The organism is Paraburkholderia sediminicola (genome assembly GCF_046030555.1).
GTDB lineage: Bacteria > Pseudomonadota > Gammaproteobacteria > Burkholderiales > Burkholderiaceae > Paraburkholderia > Paraburkholderia sediminicola_E.
This window is the reverse complement of sequence record NZ_JAQQCH010000003.1, coordinates 136768-163024: the sequence shown is the minus strand read 5'-3', so window position 1 is coordinate 163024 and position 26257 is coordinate 136768. Positions and strand designations below refer to the sequence as shown.

The window sequence follows — 26257 nt, the reverse complement described above, 5'->3', positions numbered from 1 at the left end:
TCTCGTCTAAAAAGAGCGTGCAAATCGATTGCGCGCAAACCATTGTGCCGCAAATCGAGGGAAGTTGACGAGCGCGAATAGGGGTTCTTCAGGCTGCCGGCGTGGTCGGCAGATCCGGCGTTTCGGGCGTTTGCACGCCGAAGCAGCCGCGATAGGTCGCGTAGAACGAGCAATACAGCATGGTCGTGACGATCATCGTGGCGGGCATCAGGATCGCGAACGCGAAGTCGCCCGCGCCCAGCGCCTGCATCAGCGCGGACAAACCGAACGAGACTGTGGTCGCCACCGCGAACCACAATGCGCCGAACACGATGAACGCACCGCGGTTGCGCCAGCAACTGACGACGCTGAAGAACATCGCCTTGACGGGCGGCACGTCGTGCCACGCGATCAGAACCGGCGAGAACCAGAAAATCATTGCGACTGGAATATAGAACGCGAATGCGACGATCACCGCGAGCGGGATATTACTGTTGGCGATCGCGTCCTGATCCATCGTGGCGGCGCCGAGCATGACCTTCAGCAGCATGCCACCGTCGGCGAGCGCCGAGCCGGCCAGCACCAGTGCCATTGCAACGACATACAGCACGCCCAGTACCAGCAGACGTTTGGCAACCACCGGGCCGTACGAGTGAAAGCCATCTACCAGAATGGTCGGGAACACTGGCTTGCCGGCAATGGTGTTACGGCACGCCGCCATGAAGCCGACCGCGACACCTGGAATGAAGACCAGCGGCAGCACGCCGCCGATTACCGGAATCTGCGACATCAGCGTCATGATCAGCAGATAGGTGAAGAACAGCGTCAGAAACGCGAGCGGGTTCTTGCGGAACAGCCAGATACCCTGCCGGAACCAGACATAGCCGGTCTTCGCGGGGACTTCGATCAGTTGCATGAGGTATGAATGCCTGGAAGTGCAACGCCGGACAGGCGTTCGCGCAGAATACGTTCGAAATGGCCGGGATCGTGCGGTTTGAGTAACTCGGCCGCGCGCGGCAAATGAAAATCATACAGGCGCGAGACCCAGAAGCGGTAAGCGCCCGCACGCAACATGTCGCCCCAATGGCGGTTTTCTTCGACGGTGAACGGGCGCACGGTCTGGTAGGCGCGCAGCATGGCCTCCGTGCGCGCATCGTCCAGCTTGCCGGTGGCGAGGTCGACGCACCAGTCGTTGACTGTTACCGCGACGTCGAACAGCCACTTGTCGCAGCCGGCGAAATAGAAGTCGAAGAAGCCGCCCAGGCGTACCTCGTGGCCGGTTTCCGGCGCGGCGTGCGCGAACAGCGCGTTGTCGCGGAACAGGTCGGCGTGGCAGGGACCCTCGGGTAACGCGGCGTAATCCGCCGACGCGAAGAAAGCCTCCTGATGCGCCAGTTCGGACGACAGCAAGTCACGCTGCACGCCCTCCAGGAACGGCAGGATGGTCGGTACGGTTTCCTGCCACCACGGCAGGCTGCGCAAATTCGGTTGATGGCGTGCGTAATCGCGCCCCGCCAGATGCATGCGCGCGAGCATATGCCCGACCTCGATGCAGTGTTCGACCTGTGGCGCCAACTCCGGCGCGCCTTCAAGCTTGGTCACGATAGCGGCGGGTTTGCCGTGCAGCGTGCCGAACAGCGCGCCGTCTTCGCGCGGCATGGGATCCGGCACGGGCACGCGGTGCGCGGCCAGATGTTGCATCAGATCGAGATAGAACGGCAGTTGCCCGGCCGTCAGCTTTTCGAAAATCGTGAGGACGTATTCGCCGCGCGTCGTCGTCAGAAAGAAGTTGCTGTTCTCAATACCGGACGGGATGCCGCGAAACTCGACGACGTCGCCGAGATCGTAATGACGCATCCATTCTGCTAGTTGGGGTTCGGTGACAGCGGTGAAGACAGCCATGCGGGAAACGTCGGATCAGGTTAGTCGGGCTGGCGCGATGCGGCCAGTGCGAGGTGTGGCAAATACGTTTCAGACAGCGCGATCAAGGTCAATCTGGGCAGCGGATCCTGGCCACCGGTTCTAGCCATCAGCCCCGGCCCTCGGTCAGGGCCGCAAAGCGCTGCGGCAATTCAACGCGGTATCGCCGTGCTGCAGGCGGTGCTGAAAGTTGGCAAGCTGGCTGAAAACCCGAGGTGACGCCCGCGGGCCATGCGGATTCGGGGGAGCGACTCACGCCGTGCCGCTGCCCCGGCATGCATCAATAAGTCAGATTCACGGACGGCAAACGCGTGCTTGCACGGCCGTTGTCGCGCACGGCAGGCGACGTGTCGAGCGGCGCGCTCATCTGATAGCGCGTGCCGAGATTCGAATGCACGTTGATTTCAACGGGCTTGCCTTTGTCGCGATATTCGGTAATTTCGGTGCCGTTAGCGCTGCGTTCGTGGAAGCTCGGCGTGCGCGGGACGTTGATTTCGACCTTCGAGCTGACCTCGGCGGCCGGACGATTGATCTTCTCCAGGTCGGGTAGGCCGGCCCGTTCATTGGCGGACTGGGGCGCGCCGGCGGGCGGAGTGTCATCGACAGGCTGGGCAGCCATCGCGGCGTTGCCAAAGGCGAAGGCCAGTGCAACGGCGACGGGAAGGAGCGGCTTCATGGTGATTCTCCAATATGGTGCCCCGATTCTAGCAAATCCAGCCTTGCCTACGGGCGCGATCGCCTTATTTTGCGCCGCTTTCGCGCGGCGTGCGCGCAATCTTGTGACCGCTGTTGCGGCAGTTGTGGTAGGCGCCGCGAGGTCATTTGGTGATCACGGGTTCCGTGGTAATGTCATCTCATGAATAGGGGTGAATGAAGATGAACAACGATACCAATCAACGCGCGGTGCAGACTCCCGCCAACAGCTTCCCAACCGAATCTTTTGACGACGCCACCGAGGCCGTCACGCGTTTGTCGGCGATCTACGAAGCAAACACCTCGTTCCTGCGCGACGCCTTCGCGCGCTATCGCCGCAATGAACTGTTCGAAAGCCGGGTACGCGCCTGCTATCCGTTCGTCCGCGTGTGCACCGAAGTCAACACGCATATCGACTCGCGCCGCTCGTACGGTTTCGTCGCGGGTCCGGGCGTGTTCGAGACCACGGTCACGCGGCCGGATCTGTTCGGCAATTACTATCGCGAGCAGTTGCGTCTGCTGGCCAAAAACCATCACGTGCAGATCGAAGTTGGCGTGTCCGATCAGCCGATTCCGATTCACTTCGCGTTCGCTGAAGGCATCCACCTCGAAGGCGATCTGGATCGCGAGCGCCTCTTTCTGATGCGCGACGTGTTCGATACACCGGACCTCGCATTGCTCGACGACCGCATCGTCAACGGCACGTACGAGCCGCTGCCGGGCGAGCCGCATCCGCTCGCGCTGTTCACGGCGGCGCGGGTGGATTTCTCGCTGCATCGGCTGAAGCACTACACCGCGACTTCGCCCACGCATTGCCAGAACTACGTGCTGTACACGAACTATCAGTTCTATATCGACGAGTTCGTCAAACTCGGCCGCACGATGATGGCCCATACCGACGACGAAGAACTGCGCGCCTATCGCAGCGAATACACGTCGTTCGTCGAACCGGGCGACGTGATCACGTACAACGAGAATCTTGGCGAGCAGGCGCAGGAAGGCACGGCGCCACCGCGTTTACCGCAGATGCCCGCGTATCACCTGAAGCGTGCCGACGGCAGCGGTATCACGATGGTCAACATCGGAGTCGGGCCGTCGAACGCGAAGACGATCACCGATCACATCGCCGTGCTGCGTCCGCATGCGTGGATCATGCTCGGCCACTGCGCGGGTCTGCGTAACACGCAGCGTTTGGGCGACTATGTGCTGGCGCACGGTTACGTGCGCGAAGATCACGTACTCGACGACGATTTGCCACTGTGGGTGCCGATTCCTGCACTTGCCGAAGTGCAGGTGGCGTTGGAACGCGCGGTCGCGCAGGTCACGCAACTGGATGGCGTCGAGTTGAAGCGCGTGATGCGCACGGGCACGGTGGCGAGTGTGGATAACCGTAACTGGGAGTTGCGCGATCATCGTGAGCCGGTGCAGCGGCTGTCGCAAAGCCGCGCGGTCGCACTCGATATGGAAAGCGCGACGATTGCCGCCAACGGCTTCCGTTTCCGCGTGCCTTACGGCACCTTACTCTGTGTGTCGGACAAACCCCTCCATGGCGAATTGAAGCTGCCCGGCATGGCGGATCAGTTCTATCGCGCGCAGGTCGATCAGCATCTGCAGATCGGTGTGAAGGCGATGGAGTTGTTACGGATGAACGGGCTGCATCGTCTGCATAGCCGTAAGTTGCGGAGTTTCGCGGAAGTGGCGTTTCAGTAAGGGGCGGCTTAGCGGAGTACAGCTGCAGGTAGATCTGCCATCTGAGGGTCATCTGGACAATTGCATGAAGCTCACAGACCGATCAGGCTGGCGCGATAGTCATCGTTGGTGCAGCCTTGAGGCGGCGTATTTTCAGTTGGGTGTATGGCGCTTGAGCAGATTCCAGTCGATATGGCGCAGGATTGCGAAGTTCTGCGCCGTATCCCCGGTTCTCACGCGGCACTGGTTTTCGCAAAAGATCATGTTGAGTGCCCAGCGCATGCTATTTTCGACGCCCTGAAGGAAATCTCCTCGGAGGATCGCCCAACTCCGGGACCGCTGTAATCGTGTGCTTTGTTTGCCGTGCGCACCTGTCCCAGAACACGTCCAAGCCGCTGTTGCCATAGGCCACCATCAGGTGGAGTGCACGCCATTCACCACGATGGGCGCCGTGCCCTGTCTTGCCGTCGAGGTGTTACCGCCCGATCGGCCAACGCCGGAAACAGATGCGCACTCTAGCTTCGGTTCGGCGCATGTTTGGATCACTGCCAGCTATCGGCGCTCGACAGAATTGCACACGGCGCCGCCATTAGCATCTCCGTCAGATCATGAGCCGGCGCGCAGCTACGCGGATCACGTAAATTTTCAAACGCCTCTTCAATACTAAATACGCCTTCTTGCCTCGCTTTTCCCCGGCCATAAAAGCCAAAGTAAACGCGCCTTCAGGCTCCCCCTCCGTTGGACAACGTTGGTCCGAAATAACCGCCATTTTTCGGAATTATCTGATGTCAACGGCATCGTCGGCAACGATACATTTTTAAATGTAGTGAAAGCTACATTCACAAACGGCGATATCTACCAAACTAAATAAAAACACGAAGACTACTAGACGATTATTCTTGCGAACAAGTGCATTATCTCTTGTCAGTATCACGTCTCAATTCGCGAAGGCAACTCCCCCGACCCCACAAATTACAACCGCTTCGCTGCACGGATATGCGTTAACAAACGGCGCGACTGCATTGAGGCGCGACGACGGGGCGTGGGTATTCTGGGTACGCATCATAAATTTTGAGGACCCGAATAGTGATATTGCAGCGAGTCTCCAGGTAGCGACGGATAAAGGGTTATCGCAGATTATTGATGTTCGGTCTATCATTCTCACAAAGACAAAATCATTTATTGCCCAGACGGTGTACGTTCCAAAAGCAGGTAATACACAGCTCTATTATCGCTATATTGTCGGATCGAGTCCGTCTGTCGCGCCGTCCGTCAGTTCCTCAGTGAATTCAATTGCTCCGTGGAATGCAGAGTCAAAGGCTGAATAAAATGGCAAAAGTGGAAATGGTCTTGCAATTCGTCGAAAACGGCTCGAACTCGATGACTACTTATCAGGCGCTTATGTCCGCGGCAAATAGCCCAAGTGACTCGCTGTCAGTTATTCAGAATGGCTCCAATCTCGTTGCAACGATATCAAATGTCGCCCCGATGATGCAGCCAGTACGTATCATGACAAATGGATTGGCCGCGACATCTGCATTAATACGAATTGTGACAGATTGGAAAGACCCGAACAAAAAGGTCCAACCAGGAGACGTGCTGACCGTTGTAAGTGCGGTCGGAACGATCGCTATTACGCTACTTGTTTGGGCGGAAATTGGCCCAGGTGCCGCAGCAGTAGTCGGTGGACTGGTCCTGGCTGCCGACCTGCAATCTTCCTTTCAGCCATATATAAACTCTACAAAAATATGGTTGGGCAATTATATGACAAATGTGCTGCAAGTTTCGAACCCCCCATCGGTTGCTAGTGCATCGCTTTATTGGTCAAGTCTCGGGACTGAGAGTGGGTACGTGCTTGCCTCATACAACGAAATATTGACGCAAAAGGGTTTGTTCGTTTGTCTGAGCGACAAGGGTGTTTCAGGTAGTGGCTTGTTTCCTATGGCGACTCCCGTTCCAGGTAGCTTCACGCCAGTCAACGAGGATCAATACAAGGAAAACTACTGCCGATATCTGAGTGTCGAGCAGGGTCGGAGCGATATTGTTAGTGGAATGGATTATTGCAAAAACGTAAAATTCAGATAGCTATGACAGCAATGCCGCGTTTTATTCGGGTTTCACTTATTGGATTTTTTTTAGCTTTCCTGTGCGAGGCTTGGGTGGAAATCGGCTTACTTCGATCTGGCTTCCTGCCTTGGCAGGGCTATCTGGCCGTGTTCGCTAGTCTTGTGGCAAATCCTCTGGCGCTTGTGTATGGGATAAAGAGAAGGAGATGGGCTTACGACCTGCTTAAGTGGGTCGGAGTGTTTGGTCTCGTATGGACTATATACGGCCACCCATATTTGCAAGAATTGGGATTGTGGGCTATCGCGCTAATTACCATTTCTGTGTGGCTCCGACTCGGCGCGCTCTTCATATGGCGGCGCAAGGCGGCGAAAGATTGGATCGAAGCCACTACTACTGGCGACGGTCTGTGGCGGCGTAGATGAATGCCGAATAAGCGACCGTTCTCTTCTGCCATCACCTACCGCATTGTGCGTAAGTGATGGCAGAAATTTTCGCCCCAGTCATCGCGTGATCTTGAGGTTACCCATCTATTTAGGGTTTCAGCAACCTGTAGACCTTCGCCGACCTCCGCCAGGAGAATAGCGACCAGGCGTTTATCGCTACGATCACGATAATCCAAACTACGACACGCGCACTGGCGTCGCCGCTGGGAGCTGTGTTTATGCATTTAAGGTAAAGCAGGACTGACATCAGGGCGCCGGCCACAAACCACCAGAAGGAAATCTCGGGTGAATCGACGCCGCAAATCTCGCCCGTGGTGTGATTTAACCATCCCACCAGTGTTTGCCAGTTATCCGTATCACGCAACACCGCCGTCACGACCATGCCGTTTTCAAGTCGAGGTACGCCGCGCATTTGTACAGCGTACTGACGCTTGCCTGCAACTGTGATGTTAAAGGCTGTTCTGACTGTTCTCCTGCCATATTTGTCTTTCTCGGCGACTATCCCGCCGATGTTTTCAAGCGTGACGGTAATGGCATGGTAGGTCATGAGCAGATGGCGCAGTAGCTGAATCTATAAGCATAGCTGTGCTCCGTATTCCCGAGACACTGACCGTACGGTTTTTTGGCATCACATTGCGTTTGGTCAATGCGTTTCTTGATCTGCTATGTTTGCAGGAATTCTGTGCGCTAGGTACTTCATCACGCCAAGTCGGTGACGCGTCGAGTTGAAGGTTGCATTCTGCAGTTCAGCGAGCTTCCTATTCTGTCTTTTGGCACGTTGACCTGCTGCCTGTTTCTGTGAGCGGCTAGACCGCAGGTGATTAGCATTCTTCAGTTCCCGCTGGAATCCGAAAGAGTCTTGCTTATCAAAGTAATGCTGTCGGATCCCCAAGAGGGTTTCAGAACTGCCCAAACCCCGTCAGCCCGATCAGGCTCCCAGCCGCCAGCAGCCACAGCGGATGAACGCGCGTTTTCAACGCCAGCACGGCAGTAAAAGCGGTGATTGCCCATGCAATCGCCGTCGGGTTCGACGCTTCGGCAATCAGGGCCGCGCTCGCCGCGACGATGCCGGCTGTCACCGGCACCAGGCCCATTTGCGCGTAACGCCGCCACGGACGGTCCTTGAACCGGTCCCACGCGTGCAGCGCGAGTATCGTCACGAGCGAAGACGGTCCGAACTTCGCCACCGAGGTCACCAGCATCCCCGCCCAACCCGCCACGTGCCAGCCGACGAGCGTGACGATCATCAGGTTCGGCCCCGGCGCCGCTTGCGCGAGTGCGAACAGCGCGCTGAATTCGCTGGCGGGCATCCAGTGATGCACATCCACCACCTGACGCTGCATCTCTGGAAGAATCGTGTTGCCGCCACCGAACGCCAGTAGCGAAAGCTGACTGAAAATGATGGCAAGAGAAATGAGCGTGTCATTCATCGCGCGGCCTTCGACGCGATGTAGATGCTGAACGGCGTAAGCACCAGCATCGTAGGCAGCAGCGGCAGGCGCATGATTGCGATTGCGATGAAGCCGAGCGCCGCGATGAGCGCGGCCATTGGTTTATCCCGCAGCGGTAGCAGGATTTTCACGGCCATCGAGATCAGCAGACCGGACGCAGCCGCGGCGAGACCGGCAAACAGATGACGAACATGCGGGTCGTTTTGCGTGTGTTCGTAAAGCACCCCAAGGCCGATTACGACCAGCGAAGGCCCTGCGATCAACCCGAGCAGACCGGCCAACGCACCCGGCACGCCGCGAAAGCGCATCCCGATCGCGACCGAAAGATTAATCACGTTGCCGCCCGGCAAGAATTGGCAGAGACCCAACAGGTCGGTGAATTCCGTGCCGGTCAGCCAGCGCCGCCGCTCGACCAGTGCGCGTCGCGCCAAGGGCAATGCACCGCCGAACGAGATCAGCCCGAGGCCGAGAAAACCGCCAAAAATTTCCCGCAATGTGGGCGTGGGGGCCACGGCGGGCTCGGTCGAGGTGAGATCGTGATCCATATCGTTAAGCTTCCAGTTCAAGCTCAGGAGGTTAGCGCTGAACCGGCGGTGAGCAAAACGATTTTTGAGCGTGCCTTTGTGATCTAGAATCACAAGCATGGCTCGCAATCTTCCTCCTTTTCCGGCGCTCCGTGCCTTCGAGGCTGCCGCACGGCATGAAAGCTTCACCGCCGCAGCGAACGAATTGCATGTGACGCACGGTGCAATTAGCCGGCAAGTCGCGGCTTTTGAAATATGGCTCGGCGTGCAGGTATTCCATCGCCGCGGTAAGCGCGTACGCCTGACCGACGACGGCCGCCGTTATCTGGGCACCGTCCAGGCTGCGTTTGACAGCATCGCGCTGGCCACGGATCAACTGCGCGACACCGGCGTCGTTCATGTGCTGCGGGTGAATGCGCTACCGACTTTCGCGATGAAATGGCTGCTTCCGCGGCTTCATCAGTTCCAGCGCAAGGTGCCAAATGTGGAACTGCGCTTATCGACGTCAAATGCACCGGTCGAAACGCTGGACAGCTTCGACGTCGCGGTGCGGCGCGGGCCGGCGCATTGGCCAAACTGCGTGGGCGGCCATTTCCTTGGTGAGAGTGAGATTCCGGTGTGCAGTCCCGTGCTCCTGCAACGCTCACCGGTCAACATGGCCGACGATCTCGCGAAGCATGTGCTGCTGCATTCGGACACGCGGCCCGACGCGTGGAGCAACTGGTTATCGGCAGCAGGAGTAACGGCGAAATGCCGGAAGAAGCAGTCGTTCGATCACTTCTACCTGGCCTTGCAGGCTGCCGTGGATGGCCTCGGCGTGGCGCTCGGTCCTTTGCCCTTGCTGGCGGATGAGCTAGCATCGGGACGGCTCGTCGTGCCGTTGGCCGGCCCACGTATCGATGCACGGGGCTATTGGTGGGTGGCGAGGCGGGAGGTCGCGCAGGCGCCGCTAGTGGCGCAGTTTTGCGAATGGCTGCAGGCGCAGGGTGATCAGACCGATGTCGTGGAAGCGAGCGACCTGGGGGCCGCCCACTAGAGCCTGCGTGCCGCTAGAGCGTGCACTACGCCGTGCTTTACTCAATACCCGTTGCACATCCACCTCGCGCATAGGCGCGAAGATCCAATATCACAGATAGAACATCCGGTCTTCATCCGACTTGGCCGGATGCGGTTCGGCTTCTTCACGGTCTTCGTAGAACTTCAGCACCGCTTCGAGCACCTGATCCGGATCGTCGATCACCTGCATCAAGTCCATATCCGCCGGATTGATGAGGCCCATCGGCGTGAGCGAATTCTTGAACCACGCAAGCAGGCCTTCCCAGAACTCGCCGCCCACCAGAATGATCGGCACGTGGCGCGACTTCTTGGTTTGAATCAGCGTGAGGACTTCGGCGAGTTCATCCAGCGTGCCAAAGCCGCCCGGCATCACGATCACCGCATCCGAGTTCTTGACGAACGTCACCTTGCGCGTGAAGAAGTGGCGGAAACGCAGTGAAATGTCCTGCCACTGGTTGCCCGATTGCTCGTGCGGCAGTTCGATGTTCAGGCCGACCGAAGGGGCCTTGCCCGCATGGGCGCCTTTGTTGGCCGCTTCCATGATGCCAGGGCCGCCGCCGGAGATCACCGCGAAGCCGGCGTCCGACAGCTTGCGCGCGATTTGCGTGGCAAGTTTGTAGTAGGGCGAGTTCGGTTTCAGGCGCGCTGAACCATAGATGCTGACAGCCGGACGAATCTCCGAGAGGTACTCGGTCGCCTCGATAAACTCTGCCATAATCGTGAACATCTGCCACGATGCGCGGGCCTTCTTAGCCGTTGCGCGCTCTTGATCTGCGAGTGATCGCAGACTCGGAATCACTTTTCTCTTAGTCATAATGCCTGAAGAACGAAGCCTTGAAGGTAAGACCCTGCTATTGGTAGACGGTTCGAGTTATCTGTACCGGGCCTACCATGCGATGCCGGATCTGCGCGGACCCGAGGGTGGCCCGACGGGTGCGCTCTACGGAATGATCAACATGCTGCGGCGCATGCGCAAGGAAGTCACAGCAGAGTATAGCGCGTGCGTGTTCGACGCCAAGGGCAAAACGTTCCGCGACGACTGGTATGCCGACTATAAGGCGAACCGCCCGTCCATGCCGGACGATCTCTCGCGCCAGATCGAGCCGATTCACGTCGCCGTGCGCGCGCTCGGCTGGCCGTTGCTGATGATCGAAGGCGTCGAAGCCGACGACGTGATCGGCACGCTCAGCACCGCGGCGGAAAAGCGCTGCATGAAGGTGATCGTGTCGACTGGGGACAAGGATCTGGCGCAGCTCGTGTCGGATCATGTCACCCTCATCAATACGATGACCAACGAAACGCTCGACCGCGCCGGTGTGATCGCCAAATTCGGCGTGCCGCCGGAGCGCATCATCGACTACCTGTCGTTGATCGGCGATACCGTCGACAACGTGCCGGGCGTCGAGAAATGCGGCCCGAAAACGGCGGTCAAATGGCTCGCGCAGTACGAGACGCTGGATGGCATCGTCGCACATGCGGACGAAATCAAAGGTGCGGTAGGAGACAATCTGCGCCGTGCGCTCGATTTTCTGCCCATGGCGAAGAAACTCGTCACGGTCGAGCGCAATTGCGATCTGACCGGCCACATCGTGTCGATTGGAGAAAGTCTGGAGAGCCGGCCGGAATCGCGCGAAGAACTGCGCGATGTGTTCACGCGCAACGGCTTCAAGACCTGGCTGCGCGAAGTGGAAATCGCTGACGCGGTGGAAGGTCCCGAGACCGATGTGCCGCCGGCGCTCACTGTGGATGTCGAACGGCACTACGACACCGTGCAGACGTGGGAACAGTTCGATGCGTGGCTCGAGAAGATCAACGCCGCCGAGCTGACTGCGTTCGATTCGGAAACCACCTCGCTTGATCCGATGACCGCGCAAATCGTGGGCTTGTCGTTCTCGGTTGAACCGGGCTATGCCGCGTATGTGCCGGTCGCGCATCGCGGCCCGGACGCGCCCGTGCAACTGCCGCGCGACGAAGTGCTAGCGAAACTCAAGCCGTGGCTGGAAAGTGCCGATCACAAGAAGGTCGGCCAGCACATGAAATACGACGAGCAGGTGCTGGCGAACTACGGCATCGAAATGCGCGGCGTCGAACACGACACGCTGCTGGAATCGTACGTGCTCGAATCGCATCGCACGCACGACATGGACAGCCTCGCGCTGCGCCATCTCGGCATCAAGACGATCAAGTACGAAGAGGTGGCAGGCAAGGGTGCGTCGCAGATCGGTTTCGATGAAGTCGCGCTGGAAACGGCAGCCGAATACGCGGCAGAAGACGCCGACATCACCTTGCGTCTGCACCAGGCGTTGTATCCGCAAGTGGCCGCCGAGAAGACGCTCGATTACGTGTATCGCGACATCGAAGTGCCGACCTCGCGCGTCTTGCGCAAGATGGAGCGCACCGGCGTGCTGATTGACGCCGAGAAGCTGCGCGCGCAAAGCAGCGAAATCGCCACGCGTCTGATTCAACTGGAAAGCGAAGCGTACGTGCTGGCCGGCGGTGAATTCAATCTGGGTTCGCCAAAGCAGATCGGACAGATTTTCTTCGAGAAGCTCGAATTGCCGGTGGTCAAGAAGACGCCGAGCGGCGCGCCGTCCACCGACGAAGAAGTGCTGCAAAAGCTCGCCGAAGACTATCCGTTGCCGAAGATCCTGCTCGAACACCGCGGTTTGTCGAAGCTGAAATCGACCTACACGGACAAGCTGCCGCGCATGGTCAACGCCCAAACCGGTCGTGTGCATACGAACTATGCGCAGGCCGTGGCGGTTACGGGGCGACTGGCGTCGAACGATCCGAACTTGCAGAACATCCCTGTGCGCACGGGTGAAGGCCGCCGCATTCGCGAGGCGTTTATCGCACCGCCGGGCCACAAGCTCGTCTCCGCCGACTATTCGCAGATCGAATTGCGCATCATGGCGCACATTTCCGGCGACGAATCCCTGTTGCGAGCGTTCTCGCAAGGCGAAGACATTCACCGTGCCACCGCGGCGGAAATTTTCAGCGTGACGCCGCTCGAAGTGTCGAACGATCAGCGGCGGGTGGCGAAGGTCATCAACTTCGGCCTGATCTACGGCATGAGCGCGTTCGGGCTCGCCGCGAACCTCGGCATTACGCGCGACGCGGCCAAGCTGTATATCGACCGCTACTTCGCGCGTTATCCGGGCGTCGCACGGTATATGGACGAAACGCGTTTGAGCGCGAAGGCCAAGGGTTACGTGGAAACGGCGTTTGGCCGCCGCCTGTGGCTGCCGGAGATCAACGGCGGCAATGGTCCGCGCCGTCAGGCAGCAGAACGCGCGGCCATTAACGCGCCAATGCAAGGCACGGCTGCCGACCTGATCAAGCTGTCGATGATCGCGGTGCAGAAGTGGATCGAAGAGTCGAAGATCGGTACGCGCATGATCATGCAGGTGCACGACGAACTGATTCTCGAAGTGCCGGACGCGGAATTGTCGGACGTACGTAAGCGCTTGCCGGAACTGATGTGCGGTGTCGCCGCGCTGAAAGTGCCGCTGGTCGCCGAAGTGGGCGCTGGCCTGAACTGGGAAGAAGCGCATTGACGTGCATGTGACGGGGCGCTTGATCGGCGATAACGTCGTGCGCATGTCACATATGCGTATTGATGACTTGTGACAACCCGTGCCGCTCGCGGACAATCGCCAGGACAGACGGCGCGCGCTTCATGTTTCATGCGTGCCGTCGCGACGCACAACCCATCGGCAAATACGGAGAGCTCAATGCATCGATTTATCGTGGTTGGCGGGGGCGCGGGGGGACTGGAACTGGCGACACGCCTCGGTGACCGCTATTCACCCCACAAGAACAAGGGCGGTCTGCGCGCGCAAGTGACGCTCGTCGACCGTAATCCAACCCATATCTGGAAGCCGCTGCTGCATGAAGTGGCGGCCGGCAGCATGGACCCGTTCACCCAGGAGCTCGAATATGCGGCGCAAGCGCGCTGGCATGGCTTTGAGTTTCAGCAAGGCGAGTTGACCGGTCTGGACCGTGCGAACAAGCGTCTCACACTGGGCACGGTGCTCGACGACGATGGCGCCGAATTGCTGCCCGTACGCGACCTCGAATATGACACGCTGATTATCGCGATCGGCAGCACCACGGCGTTCTTCGGCGTGAAGGGCGCGCCTGAGTTTTCGCTCGCGCTCGATACGGTCAGCCAGGCCGAGCGCTTCCGCAAACGCCTGATCGCGGCCTGCATGCGCGCGGAGCATCAGGTGCATGAACCTGTCGAATCGGGATCGGGCACGTCGCCGTCCTCTGAGCCGCGCATCCAGGTGGCGATCGTCGGCGGCGGGGCGACCGGCGTCGAACTCTCGGCTGAATTGCGCAATACGGCCCAGGTGTTGTCGGCGTACGGCTTGCATAAGCTCGACCCGCGGCACGACGTCGGTATCGTGCTGATCGAGGCGGGGCCGCGTATTTTGCCGGCCTTGCAGGAGCGCGTGTCGACGGCCACCGCCGAATTGCTTACCAAGCTCGGCGTGAAGCTGATGACCGGCGAGACCGTGGCGGAGGTCGCGCCCGGCATGATTCGCACGGCCAGCGGTAAAACCGTGCGCGCCGATCTGACGGTGTGGGCGGCGGGCATCAAGGCGCCCGCCATCCTGAGTCAGTTGGACGGCCTGCCGGTCAACCGTCTGGGACAACTCATCGTGCGCCGCACGCTGCAAACCGAAATCGACGACAACGTGTTTGCGCTTGGCGATTGCGCGGCTTGCCCATGGCCGGGCAACGAGCGCAACGTGCCGCCGCGCGCGCAAGCGGCTCACCAGCAGGCGAGCTTCCTGATGAAGGCGCTCGCGGCGCGGCTCGACAACAAGCCGCTGCCGGAATTTACCTACCGCGACTTCGGCTCGCTGGTGTCGCTCGGCCACTTCAGCGCAGTGGGCAATCTGATGGGCGGTGTGATCGGCGGCAATATGCTGATCGAAGGGCTGTTCGCGCGCTTCATGTACATGTCGCTGTACCGGCTGCATATCGCGGCGCTGCACGGCTACGCGCGGATGGTGCTCGACACCTTCGCGCACTGGTTGCGGCGCACCACGCTGCCGCGGGTCAAGCTGCACTGAAGGCTGACCGCGCTTGAGAAGGTGCACGTGCAACAGGACGCGGACGAAGCGTATCCTGTTGCCTCCAACCTTCACCCGAGGAGCGCCGCATGCTGAACCCCGACATCGACAGCCTGGTCCCGCACGTTCCCTTCAATCGGCGTACTTTCATCAAGGCCGCGCTCGGCACCGGTTTCGCTGCCGCCGTTCTGCCAGTGTCGGCGCAAACCATCCATACCGATAGCGACGGACTCGAAGCCGGCGAGGTTGCCGTGCGTTCGGGCGACACGCTCGTGCCGGCGTATCGCGCGCAGCCAAAGGGTAAGACGCACCTGCCGGTGATCATCGTCGTGCACGAGATTTTCGGTGTGCACGAGCATATCGCCGACGTGTGCCGCCGCTTTGCCAAGCAGGGTTATCTCGCGATCGCGCCGAATCTGTACGAACGGCAGGGCGATCCGACCGTGTACACCAGCATGCAGCAGCTCAATGAACAACTGGTCAGCAAGGTGCCGGACGACCAGGTTATGGGCGATCTCGACGCAACCGTTGCATGGGCCGGCGACCATGGCGGCGATTTGAACCGGCTGGGTGTAAACGGTTTCTGCTGGGGCGGGCGGATTGCGTGGTTGTATGCCGAGCACAATCCCCGGCTGAAGGCAGGCGTGGCCTGGTATGGGCGCGTAACGGGCCAGAAAACCGCGATGACCCCGGCCAATCCGCTCGATGAAGTGGCGCAGTTGCATGCGCCGGTGCTGGGTCTATACGGCCGCCAGGACCAAAGCATCCCGCAAGACACGCTCGAGCAGATGAAGCAGGCTATCGCGCAGGGTCCGGAGGTGGGACGCGGCTCGCAATTCGTCGTATATGACGATGCAGGCCACGCGTTTTTCGCGGACTATCGGCCGAGCTATAAAAAGGCTGATGCTGAGGATGGCTGGCGCCGGGCGCTGGTGTGGTTCAAGCAGCATGGCGTCGCCTGAGGGCACGTGCTCTTCGCGTGGCCGGGCGCATTCGATACCGCGTGCTAATGCAGCGTAAGGGTGCGCCGATGTGCCTGGCTTAGCTAGTGAAAAAGGCCGTAACCGCCAAGCAGCGGCCACGGCCTTTTTGTTAATCGGTCCGCCTGATGCGTCGATTAAGGATTCGGGCCCGTTGCAACTGGCCGTTTCGGGTCAGAACTCCATTCACTCCAGGATCCGGCATATAGCGCCGCGCCATGCATGCCGGCGATCTCCATTGCGAGCGCGTTGACACACGCCGTTACGCCCGAGCCGCATTGCAGCACGACATGTTCCGGCGGCGTGTCGCCCAGCAACGCATGGAATTCTTCACGTAGCGTGTGTGCCGGTTTGTAGCGGCCGTCGGCGGTGAGGTTGTCCTTGAAGAACCGATTGAGCGCGCCAGGAATATGGCCACCGACGCGATCCAGCGTTTCGTTCTCACCGCGATACCGATCGTTCGCGCGCGCATCGACCACGACGCGTTCTTTCGTGCCGAGATTGCGCTCGACGGTCTGCGCGTCGACGGTCACAGAGAGCGGCGCGCCCGCTTTGAAGTCACCGGTGTTCTGTGCCGGCGCGTCTTGCGTCAACGGGTGACCGGCGGCCTGCCAGGCCTGCAGTCCACCGTCGAGCAGCGCAACCGCGTCGTGGCCGAGCCAACGTAGCAGCCACCATGCGCGCGCGGCGTACATGCCACCTTGCGCGTCATAAGCGACCACCTGCTGACCTTGCTTGAGCCCGCGGGACTCCAGTGTTTCGACCAGCCGCGCGCGATCCGGTAGCGGATGGCGGCCATTGTTGCCGTTCTTCGGCCCTGACAGATCGCGGTCGAGGTTCAGATAGTGCGCGCCCGGCAAATGTCCGGCCAGATAGGCTTTTTCGCCTGCTTCGGTGTCGGCCAGATCGAAACGGCAATCGACGACGAACACGCTGCCCGGCGCGGCGGCTAGCCGTTCCGCGAGGTTTGTCGCAGAGATGAGTGTGGTGTAGTGAGTGTGCGGCATGACGTCTCCTGTCCCTAACGCTTACTCCGGTCCCATGCAAGATGGTTGCGAAGCGGGCGATTGCGGCGTTTGCCCGGCGGCTTGGCGCATTAGCAAATGACCGAACGATACTGATAGTCTAAACAAAAAAAGACGGGCCGAAGCCCGTCTTTCCATGCTTTGATGCGGCTTGCGCAAGGACCGGCTCAAATACCGGTCAATACGGATCGCGCGCGGATCAGATTGCGCCGAGTTCGCGCCGTAAGAATTCGTGGAAATGCTGCATGCCGTCTTCCATCGGGCTCTGATACGGGCCCACCTGCGATTCGCCACGTTCCATCAGCGCGCGACGGCCTGCGTCCATGCGCTCGGCGATTTCGTCGTCTTCGCGGGCCGTTTCCATATAGGCGGCGCGCTCGGCTTCGACAAACTCGCGTTCGAATAGCGCGATTTCCTCAGGGTAATAGAACTCCACCACATTGGTGGTTTTCTGCGGACCGCGCGGAATCAACCACGACACGACCAGCACGTGCGGATACCACTCGATCATGATGCCGGGGTAGTACACCATCCAGATCGCGCCGAAGTCGGGCGGATTGCCGCCACGAAAGCGTAGAACTTCGTCGTGCCACTTACGGTAGGTCGGGCTGCCCGGCTGCTCCAGATCCTTGTGAACCCCGACCGTCTGCACGCTGTACCACTCGCCGAACTCCCACGTCAGATCGTCGCAATTGACGAAGCTGCCGAGGCCCGGATGGAACGGTGCGACGTGGTAGTCCTCGAGATAGACCTCGATAAAGGTCTTCCAGTTGTAATTGCACTCGTGCACTTCGACGTGATCGAACATGAAGCCCGAAAAATCGAAATGTTGCTTGGTGCCAAGTCGTGCCAGATCGCGCGCGACATCGCGCCCCTGCGTTTCGAACAGCAGGCCTTGCCAGTTCTGAAGCGGCGTAGCCCCGAGATTCAGGCAGGGGTTATCCGCAAAATGGGGTGCACCGAGGAGCTGGCCGTTCAGATCGTACGTCCAGCGATGCAGGGGGCAGACGATGTTCTCCGTCTGGCCGCGGCCGTTGAGCATGATGGCTTGCCGGTGGCGGCACACGTTCGACAGCAGTTCGACTTGCGACTGCTGGTTACGGACGAGCACACGCCCTTCGCTCTCGCTGGGCAAAGCAAAATAATTCCCCGCTTCGGGCACCATGAGATCGTGGCCGATGTAGCGAGGACCTTTCTTGAAAAGGGTGTCGATTTCGCGCGTTAGAAGCGCTTCGTCAAAGTAAGCCGTGACTGGCAGCTGGCTGTGGACAGACCGCAACTGCAATGCATTGCTCAGATTGGACATTCCCACTCCCGTGAAGACGTGAAAGCAGTGAACAACCCAACCATCGAAGATTCGATTTAGGGAGCCCGCGATTATACCCGTTTCCCCTTTCTTGGGGCGCTTAAGTACCTGATTTGGGTCAAAAATGTCAAGGAAGTTCACGGTTTTCGCCGCAGACCAATCGATTTTTTTCTGCGAGACTGGGAGGCAGGTACGGAGGGCAAAGGCGGGGCGCAGGCTGGCGATAAGATCGGAAATGTCGCTTTTGCCGTAGAATGTCCGACTTGTTTTAATTTTGCGACTATTCATGGCGAAGACCGCGTCGAAAGATACTGCTGCCGCGCCTGCTGAAGGCGTCGATACCACGCCGTTGCCCGAGAACTACGAGGCTGCTCAGGCCGAACTGGAAGGGCTGGTTGCGCGTATGGAAAGCGGCAATCTCAGCCTCGAGGAGTCGCTCGGTGCCTACCGGCGCGGTGCGGCTCTCGTAGCGTTTTGCCAGCAGCAACTCGAGAAGGTCGAGCAGCAGGTGCGCGTGCTCGATGGCGAGACGCTGAAACCGCTGCCTATGAATAGCGCAGGCACAGCCGCTACTGAAAGCGGGGACGACCTATGACATTCGAACAATGGACACGCTCGGTGCTCGAGCGCGTCGAATCGGCACTAGAACACTATCTGCCTACGGAAGCGACCGAGCCGGCCCAACTGCATGAAGCCATGCGCTATGCGGTGCTGGGCGGCGGCAAGCGAGTGCGCCCGCTGCTGTGCCACGCGGCCGGCGAGTTGACCGGCGCGCGCGCCGAATGCCTCGATGCGGCAGCGGCGGCGCTGGAAATGATCCACGTGTACTCGCTCGTGCACGACGACATGCCCTGCATGGACGACGACGCACTGCGTCGCGGCAAACCCACGGTACACGTCAAATATGACGAAGCCACGGCGCTGCTGGTCGGCGACGCGCTGCAGGCGCAGGCGTTCATCGCACTGACGTCGGACGTGCTGGCGCCAGCGCAGCAGGCATCGCTCGTGCGTGAATTGGCATTGGCGAGCGGCTCGATCGGTATGTGCGGCGGCCAGGCCATTGATCTCGCGAGCGTCGGACATACGCTGACGCGCGCACAACTGGAAACCATGCACCGGATGAAAACCGGCGCCTTGTTGCGTGCTGCTGTACGCATGGGCGCGCTGGCGGGCGAAACGCCGAATGCGGACGCGATGCGTTCGCTCGACGCGTATGCGGCCGCTGTCGGCCTCGCATTTCAGGTTGTCGACGACATTCTCGACGTCACGACCGATTCCGCGACGCTTGGCAAGACGGCAGGCAAAGACGCGAAGGACGGCAAGCCGACCTACGTGTCGATTATTGGGCTAGATGCGTCGCGGGCGCTCGCAGCGCAACTGCGTAGCGACGCCCACGCTGCGATTGCGCCGTTCGGTGCGCGCGCGCAGCGTCTGGCCGAATTGGCCGACCTGGTGGTGAACCGGGTTAGCTGAACGCGAAAGCCCGCCGCCGCGCACCTTTGCTACGGGGTGCATGTATGAAGTGCGGGCGCGTAAGTTTTCCTACAATGGAACGACGATGTACGACTTGCTGAAAACCATCGACGACCCGGCGGCCTTGCGCCGCCTCGATCGCCGCCAATTGCAACCGCTTGCAGACGAGTTGCGTGCCTTCGTGCTCGACAGCGTATCGCAGACGGGCGGCCATCTTTCGTCCAATCTCGGCACGGTCGAGTTGACCATTGCTCTGCACTATGTGTTCGACACGCCACGTGACCGGATCGTGTGGGACGTCGGCCATCAAACCTATCCGCACAAGATCCTGACGGGCCGCCGCGACAAGATGCACACGCTGCGTCAGTTGGGCGGCATCTCGGGCTTTCCGAAGCGCGACGAGTCGGAATACGACACCTTCGGCACCGCGCACTCCAGTACCTCGATCTCGGCCGCGCTCGGCATGGCCGTCGCCAGCAAGTTGCAGGGCGAGAACCGCACGGGCATCGCCGTGATCGGCGACGGCGCGATGACGGCCGGCATGGCATTCGAGGCGATGAACAACGCCGGCGTCGAAGACGACGTGCCGCTGCTGGTCATCCTCAACGACAACGACATGTCGATTTCGCCGCCGGTCGGCGCGCTGAATCGCCATCTGGCGCGCCTGATGTCGGGCCGTTTCTACGCTGCCGCGCGTGCGGGCGTTGAACGTGTGCTGCGCGTCGCGCCGCCTATGCTTGATCTGGCGCGCAAGCTCGAAGAGCACGCGAAGGGCATGATCGTACCGGCCACGCTGTTCGAAGAGTTCGGTTTCAACTACATCGGCCCGATCGACGGTCACGACCTCGACTCACTGATCCCGACGCTGCAGAACATCAAGGAACTGCGCGGTCCGCAATTCCTGCACGTCGTCACGAAGAAGGGCCAGGGCTACAAGCTGGCTGAAGCCGATCCGGTGCTGTATCACGGCCCGGGCAAGTTCAATCCGGCTGAAGGCATCAAGCCCGCCACCACGCCGTCGAAGAAAACCTACACGCAGGTGTTCGGCGAATGGCTGTGCGACGCAGCCGAGCTGGACGCGCGCGTGATCGGTATCACGCCGGCCATGCGTGAAGGCTCGGGCATGGTCGAGTTCGAGAAGCGCTTCCCGGATCGGTACTTCGACGTCGGTATCGCCGAGCAGCACGCGGTGACGTTTGCCGGCGGCCTGGCTGCGGACGGTATGAAGCCGGTGGTCGCAATCTACTCGACCTTCCTGCAACGTGCTTATGATCAGCTGATCCACGATGTCGCACTGCAAAACCTGCCGGTGGTGTTCGCCATCGACCGCGCGGGTCTGGTCGGTGCGGACGGCGCAACGCACGCGGGCGCTTACGATCTGGCGTTCCTGCGCTGCATCCCGAACATGACGGTGATGGCTGCATCGGACGAAAACGAATGCCGTCAGATGCTGTACACCGCATTGCAGCAGCCGAACCCGACGGCAGTGCGCTATCCGCGCGGCGCCGGCACGGGCGTGGCGACCGTCAAGCAAATGACGGCACTGCCGCTCGGCAAGGGCGAGATCCGTCGCGAAACGTCGCAACCGGCCGGCAAGCGGATTGCGATTCTGGCCTTCGGCACGATGGTTGCACCGTCGCTGGCTGCTGCTGAGCAACTGGACGCCACGGTGGCGAACATGCGCTTCGTGAAGCCGTTGGACGCCGAGCTGGTCCGTCAGCTGGCCGAAACGCACGACGCCATTGTCACGATCGAAGAAGGCTGCGTGATGGGCGGCGCGGGTTCGGCTTGCGTCGAAGCCCTGCTTGAGAGTGGGGTTATGCGGCCCGTACTACAATTGGGCCTCCCGGATCGCTTCATCGATCATGGAGATCCGGCCAAGCTGCTCGCTGCTTGCGGTCTTGATGGTGCAGGCATCGCCAAGTCGATTCGCGAACGCTTTCTTTCCAGCGGCGCGGTTGCCGGTCAAACCTCAGTGAAGCGCGTCGCCTAGTTGTATCGCTGAGCCGTCCTGCCGTGCGCCATGTCGCGGCTATGGCGGCCATAGCGATCTCCAACTTGAATCGATGAACCTTCGGGTCCATCATCCAACGCCGGCAAGGGCCGGCGTTCGCTGTTGTGCGCCCTGATCCGCACGGCCGCTGAGAACCCCCAAACCTGTCGCTTCGCGACATCCCCCGAGGGGCAATCCCCCCATCCCCCAAAGAGACTTCCTTCGGGAAGGGGGACTTCCCGCGCAGTGGAAAACCTGGGGCGGCCCGGCGTTTTCTTGAAAGGACAAGAATATGAACCAGATGAACCCCGCCTTTGTGATGCCCGACGTGCAGAGCACGCCGGATACGCGTCAGATTCCGATTCAACGAGTCGGCGTCAAGGCAGTGCGTCATCCATTGACGGTGCGCACGCAAGGCGGTGAGGTGCAGCCGACGGTCGGCACGTGGAATCTCGACGTGCATCTGCCCGCCGATCAGAAGGGCACGCACATGTCGCGCTTCGTCGCGCTGCTTGAAGAGAACAAGGCGCCGCTCGAGGCCGCCACGTTCCGCACCATGCTCGCCGCGATGCTTGAAAAGCTCGAGGCAAAGGCGGGTCGCATCGAAGTGTCGTTCCCTTACTTCGTGAATAAGACCGCGCCGGTGTCGGGCGTGCAAAGTCTGCTCGACTACGAAGTGACGTTGACGGGCGAGACCCGCAATGGCGCGACGCGTCTGTTCCTTAAGGTGCTGGTGCCGGTCACGAGCCTGTGCCCGTGTTCGAAGAAGATTTCGCAGTACGGCGCGCACAACCAGCGCTCACACGTCACGATCAACGCGGAGCTGGCGGGCGACGTGGCGGTGGAAGAGCTGGTACGTATCGCGGAAGAAGAAGCCTCGTGCGAACTGTGGGGCTTGCTCAAGCGTCCGGACGAGAAGTTCGTCACCGAACGTGCCTACGAAAATCCGAAGTTCGTCGAGGACCTGGTGCGCGATGTCGCGCAGCGTCTGAACGCGGACGAGCGGATCGTCGCCTACGTGCTCGAAGCTGAGAACTTCGAATCGATTCACAATCACAGCGCCTATGCCGTGATCGAGCGGGATAAGCGGGCGGCGTGATCACGCGTTAGTTTCGTGCTTGCCGCAGATAGAAAAAGCCGCTTTCCAAGCGGCTTTTTCTATGGGGTTGCCATCGTGTCGCGCGGCATGCGACGGGCATCGCGGGCTCGTCGCGGGTTCAGCGTGCGAGTGAAGTCAGGTCCCAGCGCGGCTTCACTGTGAACGCGTAGTCTTTACCCGATTGATCGGGCCAGCGTTGCAGCCTCAGGGCGCCGGCCAACGCGATCATCGCGCCGTTGTCCGTACACAGCGACAAATCCGGATAGTGCACAAAGAAATTGCGTTTCTTCGCTGCAGCGGAAAGCGCCTCGCGTAGTTGCCGGTTCGCGCCCACGCCGCCGGCGACCACCAGTCGATTCAGTTTCGTGCGTTTGAGCGCGGCCAGCGATTTTGCCGCCAGGACGTCTACGGCAGCGTCGACGAAGCCGCGCGCCAGGTCGGCTTTCGCCTGCTCGCAGATATTCGCGCCGCCGAGCTTCTTGGCGTGCGTGAGGACAGCGGTCTTGAGCCCACTGAAGCTGAAATCGAGGTCGCCGGAATGCAGCATAGGGCGCGGCAGGACCACAGCGCCGGGCGTGCCGAACTCGGCCATCCGCGACACTTCCGGGCCGCCCGGATAGCCGAGGCCTAGCAGCTTGGCGGTTTTGTCGAAGGCTTCGCCGGCAGCGTCATCCAGTGTTTCGCCCAGTGTCTCGTAGACCCCCACGTCCGTCACGCGCATCAACTGCGTATGACCGCCCGACACCAGGAGCGCCACGAACGGAAATGGCGGCGGCTCGTCCACCAGCAGCGGCGACAGCAAGTGTCCTTCGAGATGGTGGATGCCGATGGTCGGTTTGTCCCACGCCATGGCCAGCGAATTGGCGACGCTCGCGCCGACCAGCAGCGCGCCCGCGAGGCCAGGGCCCTGCGTATAGGCGATCGCGTCGATGTCGCCGCGCACCGTGCCGGCGCGTTCCATCACCTCTTCGAGCAGCGGCAGCGCGCGCCTGATATGGTCGCGCGACGCCAACTCAGGCACCACGCCGCCGTACTCCCGGTGCATCGCAATTTGCGAATGCAGCGCGTGCGCGAGCAGGCCGCGCTCTGTGTCGTAGAGCGCAAGACCGGTTTCGTCGCAGGAGCTTTCGATGCCGAGAACGAGCATGATGGGTCGCTTGAGCAGGCGCGTGAGCGAAGACACCCCGGCGCCCAAAAGTGAAAAGGCAAGCCTGAAAGTATAGCAGCGTGGGCAGGGCGCCGCAGGCGCGCAGGTACAATGCGGCCCCATGGAATCCTTCGATATCGCAGTGATCGGCGCAGGCGCGGCCGGCATGATGTGCGCGGCAGTGGCCGGGCAACTCGGCCGTCGGGTGGTGCTGATCGACCACTCGCAGCGCCTCGCGGAGAAAATCCGCATTTCCGGCGGCGGCCGGTGCAACTTCACGAATCTGTACGTCGGTCCGGCTAATTACCTGTCGGCCAACCCCAACTTTTGCCGCTCGGCGCTCGCGCGCTATACGCCGCGTGACTTCATGGCGCTGCTCAAGCGCCATCACGTGACATGGCACGAGAAGCACAAGGGGCAGCTGTTCTGCGATCAGTCGAGCGACGCGGTCATCAATGTGCTGAAGAACGAATGCGACGCTGGCGGGATTGCGTGGCGCACGCCGCTCGCGGTCGAACAGGTCCGCAACGATGCCGAAGGACGGTTCACGCTGGACACTCATTCGGGCCCGATCACGGCCCGCGCGCTCGTGGTGGCGACCGGTGGCCTGTCGATTCCCAAGATCGGTGCCACCGATTTCGCCTACCGTCTGGCCAAGCAGTTCGGCCACAAGCTGATCGACACCCGTCCCGCACTGGTGCCGTTGACCTTTGCCCCGGCCGACTGGGAGCCGTTTTCGGCGCTCTCCGGCGTGTCGCTCGAGGTGCAACTGGCGACCGGCAACAAAAAGACCGGCACCGAGTTCAACGAAGACCTGCTGCTCACGCACCGCGGCCTGTCCGGCCCGGGGGTTTTGCAGATTTCGAGCTACTGGCAACCCGGCGAGCCGATTCACATCAATCTGCTGCCCGAGCAGGACGCCACGACCGCCTTGCTGGAAGCCAAAACCGGCACGAAGCGCCAGATCGCCAATCTGCTCTCGGAATGGGTGCCACAACGGCTCGCCCATGTCTGGCTGGAAACCCACCAGATTCCCGCCGAAGCGCGCGTGGCCGACCTGCCGGACAAGACGCTGCGCCGCGTCGGTGAGGCCTTGTCGCGCTGGACGCTCACTCCAAACGGCACCGAAGGCTATCGCAAGGCTGAAGTCACGCGCGGCGGGATCGACACGCGCGACCTGTCGTCGGCGACGATGATGAGCGCCCGCATGCCGGGTTTGTACTTTATCGGCGAAGCGGTCGACGTGACCGGCTGGCTCGGCGGCTACAACTTCCAATGGGCGTGGGCGTCCGGCGTGGCGGCCGGCCAGGCCGCCGCGGAGTACGTTCTAGGGGCTTGACGGCGCATTAGCTTTGTGAGAAAGCTCTGCTATACTCCTGAACCTTTACAAAGTTCCGTTATTGAAAAATGACGACCATCCTCGTAAAAGACAACGAGCCGTTTGAAGTGTTGCCATGCGGCGCTTCAAGCGCACGATGGAGAAAAACGGGTCGCTGACGGAACTGCGCGCCTGTGAGTTTTACGAAAAGCCTACGGCTGAGCGCAAGCAAGAGGGCGGCTGCGGTTAAGCGTCATTTCAAGCGTCTGCGTAGCCAGATGCTGCCAAAGAAGTTCTACTGATTCTGGCGTTGCCGCGGTTCCCGTCGAACGGAGCGGCGACATCCAACCGGTGAGGGCACAGCAGGTGCTGTCACGGAAAATACGGCCCTTCGGGCCAGCCGGCAGGGTCGCATCCACTACGCACATTGCGCCAACCCGCTTGAGGAAGCAGTCCCAAGCGGGCGTTTGTGTTGGATTCGGCGCCTTGGTGCAGCGTATTGGCACGGTTAGCCGGCCGGTTTTTAAATCTTCAACACGTTCAGGTGAGTGATGAGTCTCAAGGACCAGATCAACGACGATATGAAAGCTGCCATGCGGGCGCGTGAGACCGAGCGTCTCGGCACGATCCGCTTGCTGCTCGCCGCGGTCAAGCAACGCGAAGTCGACGAGCGCGTCACCCTTGACGACACGGCGATCACCGTCGTCATCGACAAGATGATCAAGCAGCGCAAAGACTCGATCAGCCAGTTCGAAGCCGCTGGCCGCACGGATCTCGCCGACAAGGAAAAGGCCGAACTGGCTATCCTGTTGGCCTATATGCCGGCGCAGATGTCCGAGGCGGAGATCGTTGCCGAAGTTCAGGCCGCGGTTGCGCAAACGGGGGCTGCCGGCCCGCAGGACATGGGCAAGGTGATGGGCGTGCTCAAGCCGAAACTGGCCGGCCGCGCCGACATGACCGCTGTCTCGGCGCAAGTCAAAGCCGCGCTCGCGAAGTAATTTCCGTATTTC

24 protein-coding genes and 1 pseudogene are annotated in these 26257 nt (G+C 60.6%); 14 read left to right on the top strand and 11 right to left on the bottom strand.

Annotation, left to right across the window (positions count from 1 at the left end; all coding sequences use genetic code 11):
* Positions 1-88 precede the first annotated feature (88 nt).
* From PQQ52_RS06505 to PQQ52_RS06495, 3 genes are all read right to left on the bottom strand, one after another.
* Positions 89-895 carry a BPSS1780 family membrane protein gene (locus PQQ52_RS06505; RefSeq protein ID WP_408208090.1) on the bottom strand — a complete coding sequence of 269 codons (807 nt, stop codon included), beginning with the start codon at positions 893-895 and terminating at the stop codon, positions 89-91.
* The gene (locus tag PQQ52_RS06500) at positions 886-1881 is read right to left on the bottom strand and encodes a homoserine kinase (RefSeq protein WP_408208088.1); all 996 of its coding nucleotides are present in this window, start codon (positions 1879-1881) and stop codon (positions 886-888) included. The genes PQQ52_RS06505 and PQQ52_RS06500 overlap by 10 nt, the downstream gene beginning before the upstream one ends.
* 298 nt (positions 1882-2179) lie before the next feature.
* Positions 2180-2575 carry a hypothetical protein gene (locus tag PQQ52_RS06495; protein WP_408208085.1) on the bottom strand — a complete coding sequence of 132 codons (396 nt, stop codon included), beginning with the start codon at positions 2573-2575 and terminating at the stop codon, positions 2180-2182.
* 200 nt (positions 2576-2775) lie between these two features.
* Here PQQ52_RS06495 and PQQ52_RS06490 point away from each other — a divergent pair, with 200 nt between their 5' ends.
* Complete coding sequence (locus PQQ52_RS06490; protein ID WP_408208629.1) at positions 2776-4302, top strand: AMP nucleosidase; 1527 nt, start codon at positions 2776-2778, stop codon at positions 4300-4302.
* Positions 4303-4434: 132 nt separating this feature from the next.
* On the opposite strand, the gene PQQ52_RS06485 is transcribed toward PQQ52_RS06490, so the two are convergent.
* The gene (locus PQQ52_RS06485) at positions 4435-4563 is read right to left on the bottom strand and encodes a hypothetical protein (protein ID WP_408208082.1); all 129 of its coding nucleotides are present in this window, start codon (positions 4561-4563) and stop codon (positions 4435-4437) included.
* Positions 4564-5610: 1047 nt separating this feature from the next.
* Between PQQ52_RS06485 and PQQ52_RS06480 the strand changes: the two genes are divergently transcribed.
* Positions 5611-6366, top strand: coding sequence for a hypothetical protein (locus PQQ52_RS06480; RefSeq protein ID WP_408208079.1), 756 nt, complete (start codon positions 5611-5613; stop codon positions 6364-6366).
* The gene (locus PQQ52_RS06475; RefSeq protein WP_408208076.1) at positions 6342-6770 is read left to right on the top strand and encodes a hypothetical protein; all 429 of its coding nucleotides are present in this window, start codon (positions 6342-6344) and stop codon (positions 6768-6770) included. The genes PQQ52_RS06480 and PQQ52_RS06475 overlap by 25 nt, the downstream gene beginning before the upstream one ends.
* Before the next feature lie 109 nt (positions 6771-6879).
* Here PQQ52_RS06475 and PQQ52_RS06470 read toward each other — a convergent pair whose 3' ends face one another.
* The 3 genes from PQQ52_RS06470 to PQQ52_RS06460 all read right to left on the bottom strand — a co-directional run bounded on the left by PQQ52_RS06470 (position 6880) and on the right by PQQ52_RS06460 (position 8787).
* On the bottom strand, positions 6880-7338 hold the full coding sequence (locus tag PQQ52_RS06470) for a hypothetical protein (RefSeq protein ID WP_408208073.1): 459 nt from the start codon (positions 7336-7338) through the stop codon (positions 6880-6882).
* Positions 7339-7690: 352 nt separating this feature from the next.
* On the bottom strand, positions 7691-8221 hold the full coding sequence (locus PQQ52_RS06465) for a chromate transporter (RefSeq protein WP_408208070.1): 531 nt from the start codon (positions 8219-8221) through the stop codon (positions 7691-7693).
* Positions 8218-8787, bottom strand: coding sequence for a chromate transporter (locus tag PQQ52_RS06460; RefSeq protein ID WP_408208067.1), 570 nt, complete (start codon positions 8785-8787; stop codon positions 8218-8220). The genes PQQ52_RS06465 and PQQ52_RS06460 overlap by 4 nt, the downstream gene beginning before the upstream one ends.
* Positions 8788-8884: 97 nt before the next feature.
* Between PQQ52_RS06460 and PQQ52_RS06455 the strand changes: the two genes are divergently transcribed.
* Complete coding sequence (locus PQQ52_RS06455) at positions 8885-9802, top strand: transcriptional regulator GcvA (RefSeq protein ID WP_408208064.1); 918 nt, start codon at positions 8885-8887, stop codon at positions 9800-9802.
* Positions 9803-9892: 90 nt separating this feature from the next.
* Here the strand turns inward: PQQ52_RS06455 and PQQ52_RS06450 are convergent, their stop codons facing one another.
* Positions 9893-10636: an LOG family protein gene (locus PQQ52_RS06450; RefSeq protein WP_028196168.1), complete on the bottom strand. Its 744-nt coding sequence runs from the start codon at positions 10634-10636 to the stop codon at positions 9893-9895.
* 1 nt (position 10637) lies between these two features.
* Between PQQ52_RS06450 and polA the strand changes: the two genes are divergently transcribed.
* The 3 genes from polA to PQQ52_RS06435 all read left to right on the top strand — a co-directional run bounded on the left by polA (position 10638) and on the right by PQQ52_RS06435 (position 15868).
* A complete protein-coding gene (polA, locus tag PQQ52_RS06445) occupies positions 10638-13379 on the top strand; it encodes a DNA polymerase I (RefSeq protein WP_408208061.1) in 2742 nt (913 codons plus the stop codon).
* A 177-nt stretch (positions 13380-13556) separates the two neighbouring features.
* Positions 13557-14906: an NAD(P)/FAD-dependent oxidoreductase gene (locus PQQ52_RS06440; protein WP_408208059.1), complete on the top strand. Its 1350-nt coding sequence runs from the start codon at positions 13557-13559 to the stop codon at positions 14904-14906.
* An 89-nt stretch (positions 14907-14995) separates the two neighbouring features.
* The gene (locus PQQ52_RS06435; RefSeq protein ID WP_408208056.1) at positions 14996-15868 is read left to right on the top strand and encodes a dienelactone hydrolase family protein; all 873 of its coding nucleotides are present in this window, start codon (positions 14996-14998) and stop codon (positions 15866-15868) included.
* Between the two features lie 155 nt (positions 15869-16023).
* Here PQQ52_RS06435 and PQQ52_RS06430 read toward each other — a convergent pair whose 3' ends face one another.
* Both PQQ52_RS06430 and PQQ52_RS06425 read right to left on the bottom strand, forming a co-directional pair.
* Positions 16024-16893 (bottom strand): sulfurtransferase, encoded by an 870-nt coding sequence (locus PQQ52_RS06430; RefSeq protein ID WP_408208053.1) that lies wholly within the window; start codon positions 16891-16893, stop codon positions 16024-16026.
* Between the two features lie 217 nt (positions 16894-17110).
* Positions 17111-18217, bottom strand: coding sequence for an aromatic ring-hydroxylating oxygenase subunit alpha (locus tag PQQ52_RS06425; RefSeq protein ID WP_408208050.1), 1107 nt, complete (start codon positions 18215-18217; stop codon positions 17111-17113).
* A 286-nt stretch (positions 18218-18503) separates the two neighbouring features.
* On the opposite strand from PQQ52_RS06425, the gene PQQ52_RS06420 reads away from it, so the two are divergent.
* The 4 genes from PQQ52_RS06420 to folE2 all read left to right on the top strand — a co-directional run bounded on the left by PQQ52_RS06420 (position 18504) and on the right by folE2 (position 22782).
* A complete protein-coding gene (locus tag PQQ52_RS06420; RefSeq protein WP_179739329.1) occupies positions 18504-18812 on the top strand; it encodes an exodeoxyribonuclease VII small subunit in 309 nt (102 codons plus the stop codon).
* Positions 18809-19690, top strand: coding sequence for a polyprenyl synthetase family protein (locus tag PQQ52_RS06415; RefSeq protein WP_408208048.1), 882 nt, complete (start codon positions 18809-18811; stop codon positions 19688-19690). The genes PQQ52_RS06420 and PQQ52_RS06415 overlap by 4 nt, the downstream gene beginning before the upstream one ends.
* A gap of 85 nt (positions 19691-19775) precedes the next feature.
* Positions 19776-21683 (top strand): 1-deoxy-D-xylulose-5-phosphate synthase, encoded by a 1908-nt coding sequence (gene dxs / locus PQQ52_RS06410; RefSeq protein WP_408208045.1) that lies wholly within the window; start codon positions 19776-19778, stop codon positions 21681-21683.
* Positions 21684-21975: 292 nt separating this feature from the next.
* Positions 21976-22782: a GTP cyclohydrolase FolE2 gene (gene folE2 / locus PQQ52_RS06405; protein ID WP_408208043.1), complete on the top strand. Its 807-nt coding sequence runs from the start codon at positions 21976-21978 to the stop codon at positions 22780-22782.
* Between the two features lie 118 nt (positions 22783-22900).
* Here the strand turns inward: folE2 and tsaD are convergent, their stop codons facing one another.
* Positions 22901-23929, bottom strand: a complete 1029-nt coding sequence (tsaD, locus tag PQQ52_RS06400; protein WP_408208040.1) for a tRNA (adenosine(37)-N6)-threonylcarbamoyltransferase complex transferase subunit TsaD — start codon at positions 23927-23929, stop codon at positions 22901-22903.
* 121 nt (positions 23930-24050) lie between these two features.
* Here tsaD and PQQ52_RS06395 point away from each other — a divergent pair, with 121 nt between their 5' ends.
* From PQQ52_RS06395 to PQQ52_RS06385, 3 genes and pseudogenes are all read left to right on the top strand, one after another.
* A complete protein-coding gene (locus tag PQQ52_RS06395) occupies positions 24051-25268 on the top strand; it encodes a BaiN/RdsA family NAD(P)/FAD-dependent oxidoreductase (RefSeq protein ID WP_408208038.1) in 1218 nt (405 codons plus the stop codon).
* A 68-nt stretch (positions 25269-25336) separates the two neighbouring features.
* Positions 25337-25549 (top strand): annotated as a pseudogene (gene rpsU, locus PQQ52_RS06390) (30S ribosomal protein S21).
* A 249-nt stretch (positions 25550-25798) separates the two neighbouring features.
* The gene (locus PQQ52_RS06385; RefSeq protein WP_408208036.1) at positions 25799-26245 is read left to right on the top strand and encodes a GatB/YqeY domain-containing protein; all 447 of its coding nucleotides are present in this window, start codon (positions 25799-25801) and stop codon (positions 26243-26245) included.
* The last annotated feature ends 12 nt before the right edge of the window (positions 26246-26257 follow it).

Coding starts and splice junctions, on each gene's coding strand:
- PQQ52_RS06505 (WP_408208090.1), bottom strand. CDS start 895: ATGCAACTGATCGAAGTCCCCGCGAAGACCGGCTATGTCTGGTTCCGG.
- PQQ52_RS06500 (WP_408208088.1), bottom strand. CDS start 1,881: ATGGCTGTCTTCACCGCTGTCACCGAACCCCAACTAGCAGAATGGATG.
- PQQ52_RS06495 (WP_408208085.1), bottom strand. CDS start 2,575: ATGAAGCCGCTCCTTCCCGTCGCCGTTGCACTGGCCTTCGCCTTTGGC.
- PQQ52_RS06490 (WP_408208629.1), top strand. CDS start 2,776: ATGAACAACGATACCAATCAACGCGCGGTGCAGACTCCCGCCAACAGC.
- PQQ52_RS06485 (WP_408208082.1), bottom strand. CDS start 4,563: ATGCGCTGGGCACTCAACATGATCTTTTGCGAAAACCAGTGCCGCGTG.
- PQQ52_RS06480 (WP_408208079.1), top strand. CDS start 5,611: ATGGCAAAAGTGGAAATGGTCTTGCAATTCGTCGAAAACGGCTCGAAC.
- PQQ52_RS06470 (WP_408208073.1), bottom strand. CDS start 7,338: ATGACCTACCATGCCATTACCGTCACGCTTGAAAACATCGGCGGGATA.
- PQQ52_RS06465 (WP_408208070.1), bottom strand. CDS start 8,221: ATGAATGACACGCTCATTTCTCTTGCCATCATTTTCAGTCAGCTTTCG.
- PQQ52_RS06460 (WP_408208067.1), bottom strand. CDS start 8,787: ATGGATCACGATCTCACCTCGACCGAGCCCGCCGTGGCCCCCACGCCC.
- PQQ52_RS06455 (WP_408208064.1), top strand. CDS start 8,885: ATGGCTCGCAATCTTCCTCCTTTTCCGGCGCTCCGTGCCTTCGAGGCT.
- PQQ52_RS06450 (WP_028196168.1), bottom strand. CDS start 10,636: ATGACTAAGAGAAAAGTGATTCCGAGTCTGCGATCACTCGCAGATCAA.
- polA (WP_408208061.1), top strand. CDS start 10,638: ATGCCTGAAGAACGAAGCCTTGAAGGTAAGACCCTGCTATTGGTAGAC.
- PQQ52_RS06440 (WP_408208059.1), top strand. CDS start 13,557: ATGCATCGATTTATCGTGGTTGGCGGGGGCGCGGGGGGACTGGAACTG.
- PQQ52_RS06435 (WP_408208056.1), top strand. CDS start 14,996: ATGCTGAACCCCGACATCGACAGCCTGGTCCCGCACGTTCCCTTCAAT.
- PQQ52_RS06430 (WP_408208053.1), bottom strand. CDS start 16,893: ATGCCGCACACTCACTACACCACACTCATCTCTGCGACAAACCTCGCG.
- PQQ52_RS06425 (WP_408208050.1), bottom strand. CDS start 18,217: ATGTCCAATCTGAGCAATGCATTGCAGTTGCGGTCTGTCCACAGCCAG.
- PQQ52_RS06420 (WP_179739329.1), top strand. CDS start 18,504: ATGGCGAAGACCGCGTCGAAAGATACTGCTGCCGCGCCTGCTGAAGGC.
- PQQ52_RS06415 (WP_408208048.1), top strand. CDS start 18,809: ATGACATTCGAACAATGGACACGCTCGGTGCTCGAGCGCGTCGAATCG.
- dxs (WP_408208045.1), top strand. CDS start 19,776: ATGTACGACTTGCTGAAAACCATCGACGACCCGGCGGCCTTGCGCCGC.
- folE2 (WP_408208043.1), top strand. CDS start 21,976: ATGAACCAGATGAACCCCGCCTTTGTGATGCCCGACGTGCAGAGCACG.
- tsaD (WP_408208040.1), bottom strand. CDS start 23,929: ATGCTCGTTCTCGGCATCGAAAGCTCCTGCGACGAAACCGGTCTTGCG.
- PQQ52_RS06395 (WP_408208038.1), top strand. CDS start 24,051: ATGGAATCCTTCGATATCGCAGTGATCGGCGCAGGCGCGGCCGGCATG.
- PQQ52_RS06385 (WP_408208036.1), top strand. CDS start 25,799: ATGAGTCTCAAGGACCAGATCAACGACGATATGAAAGCTGCCATGCGG.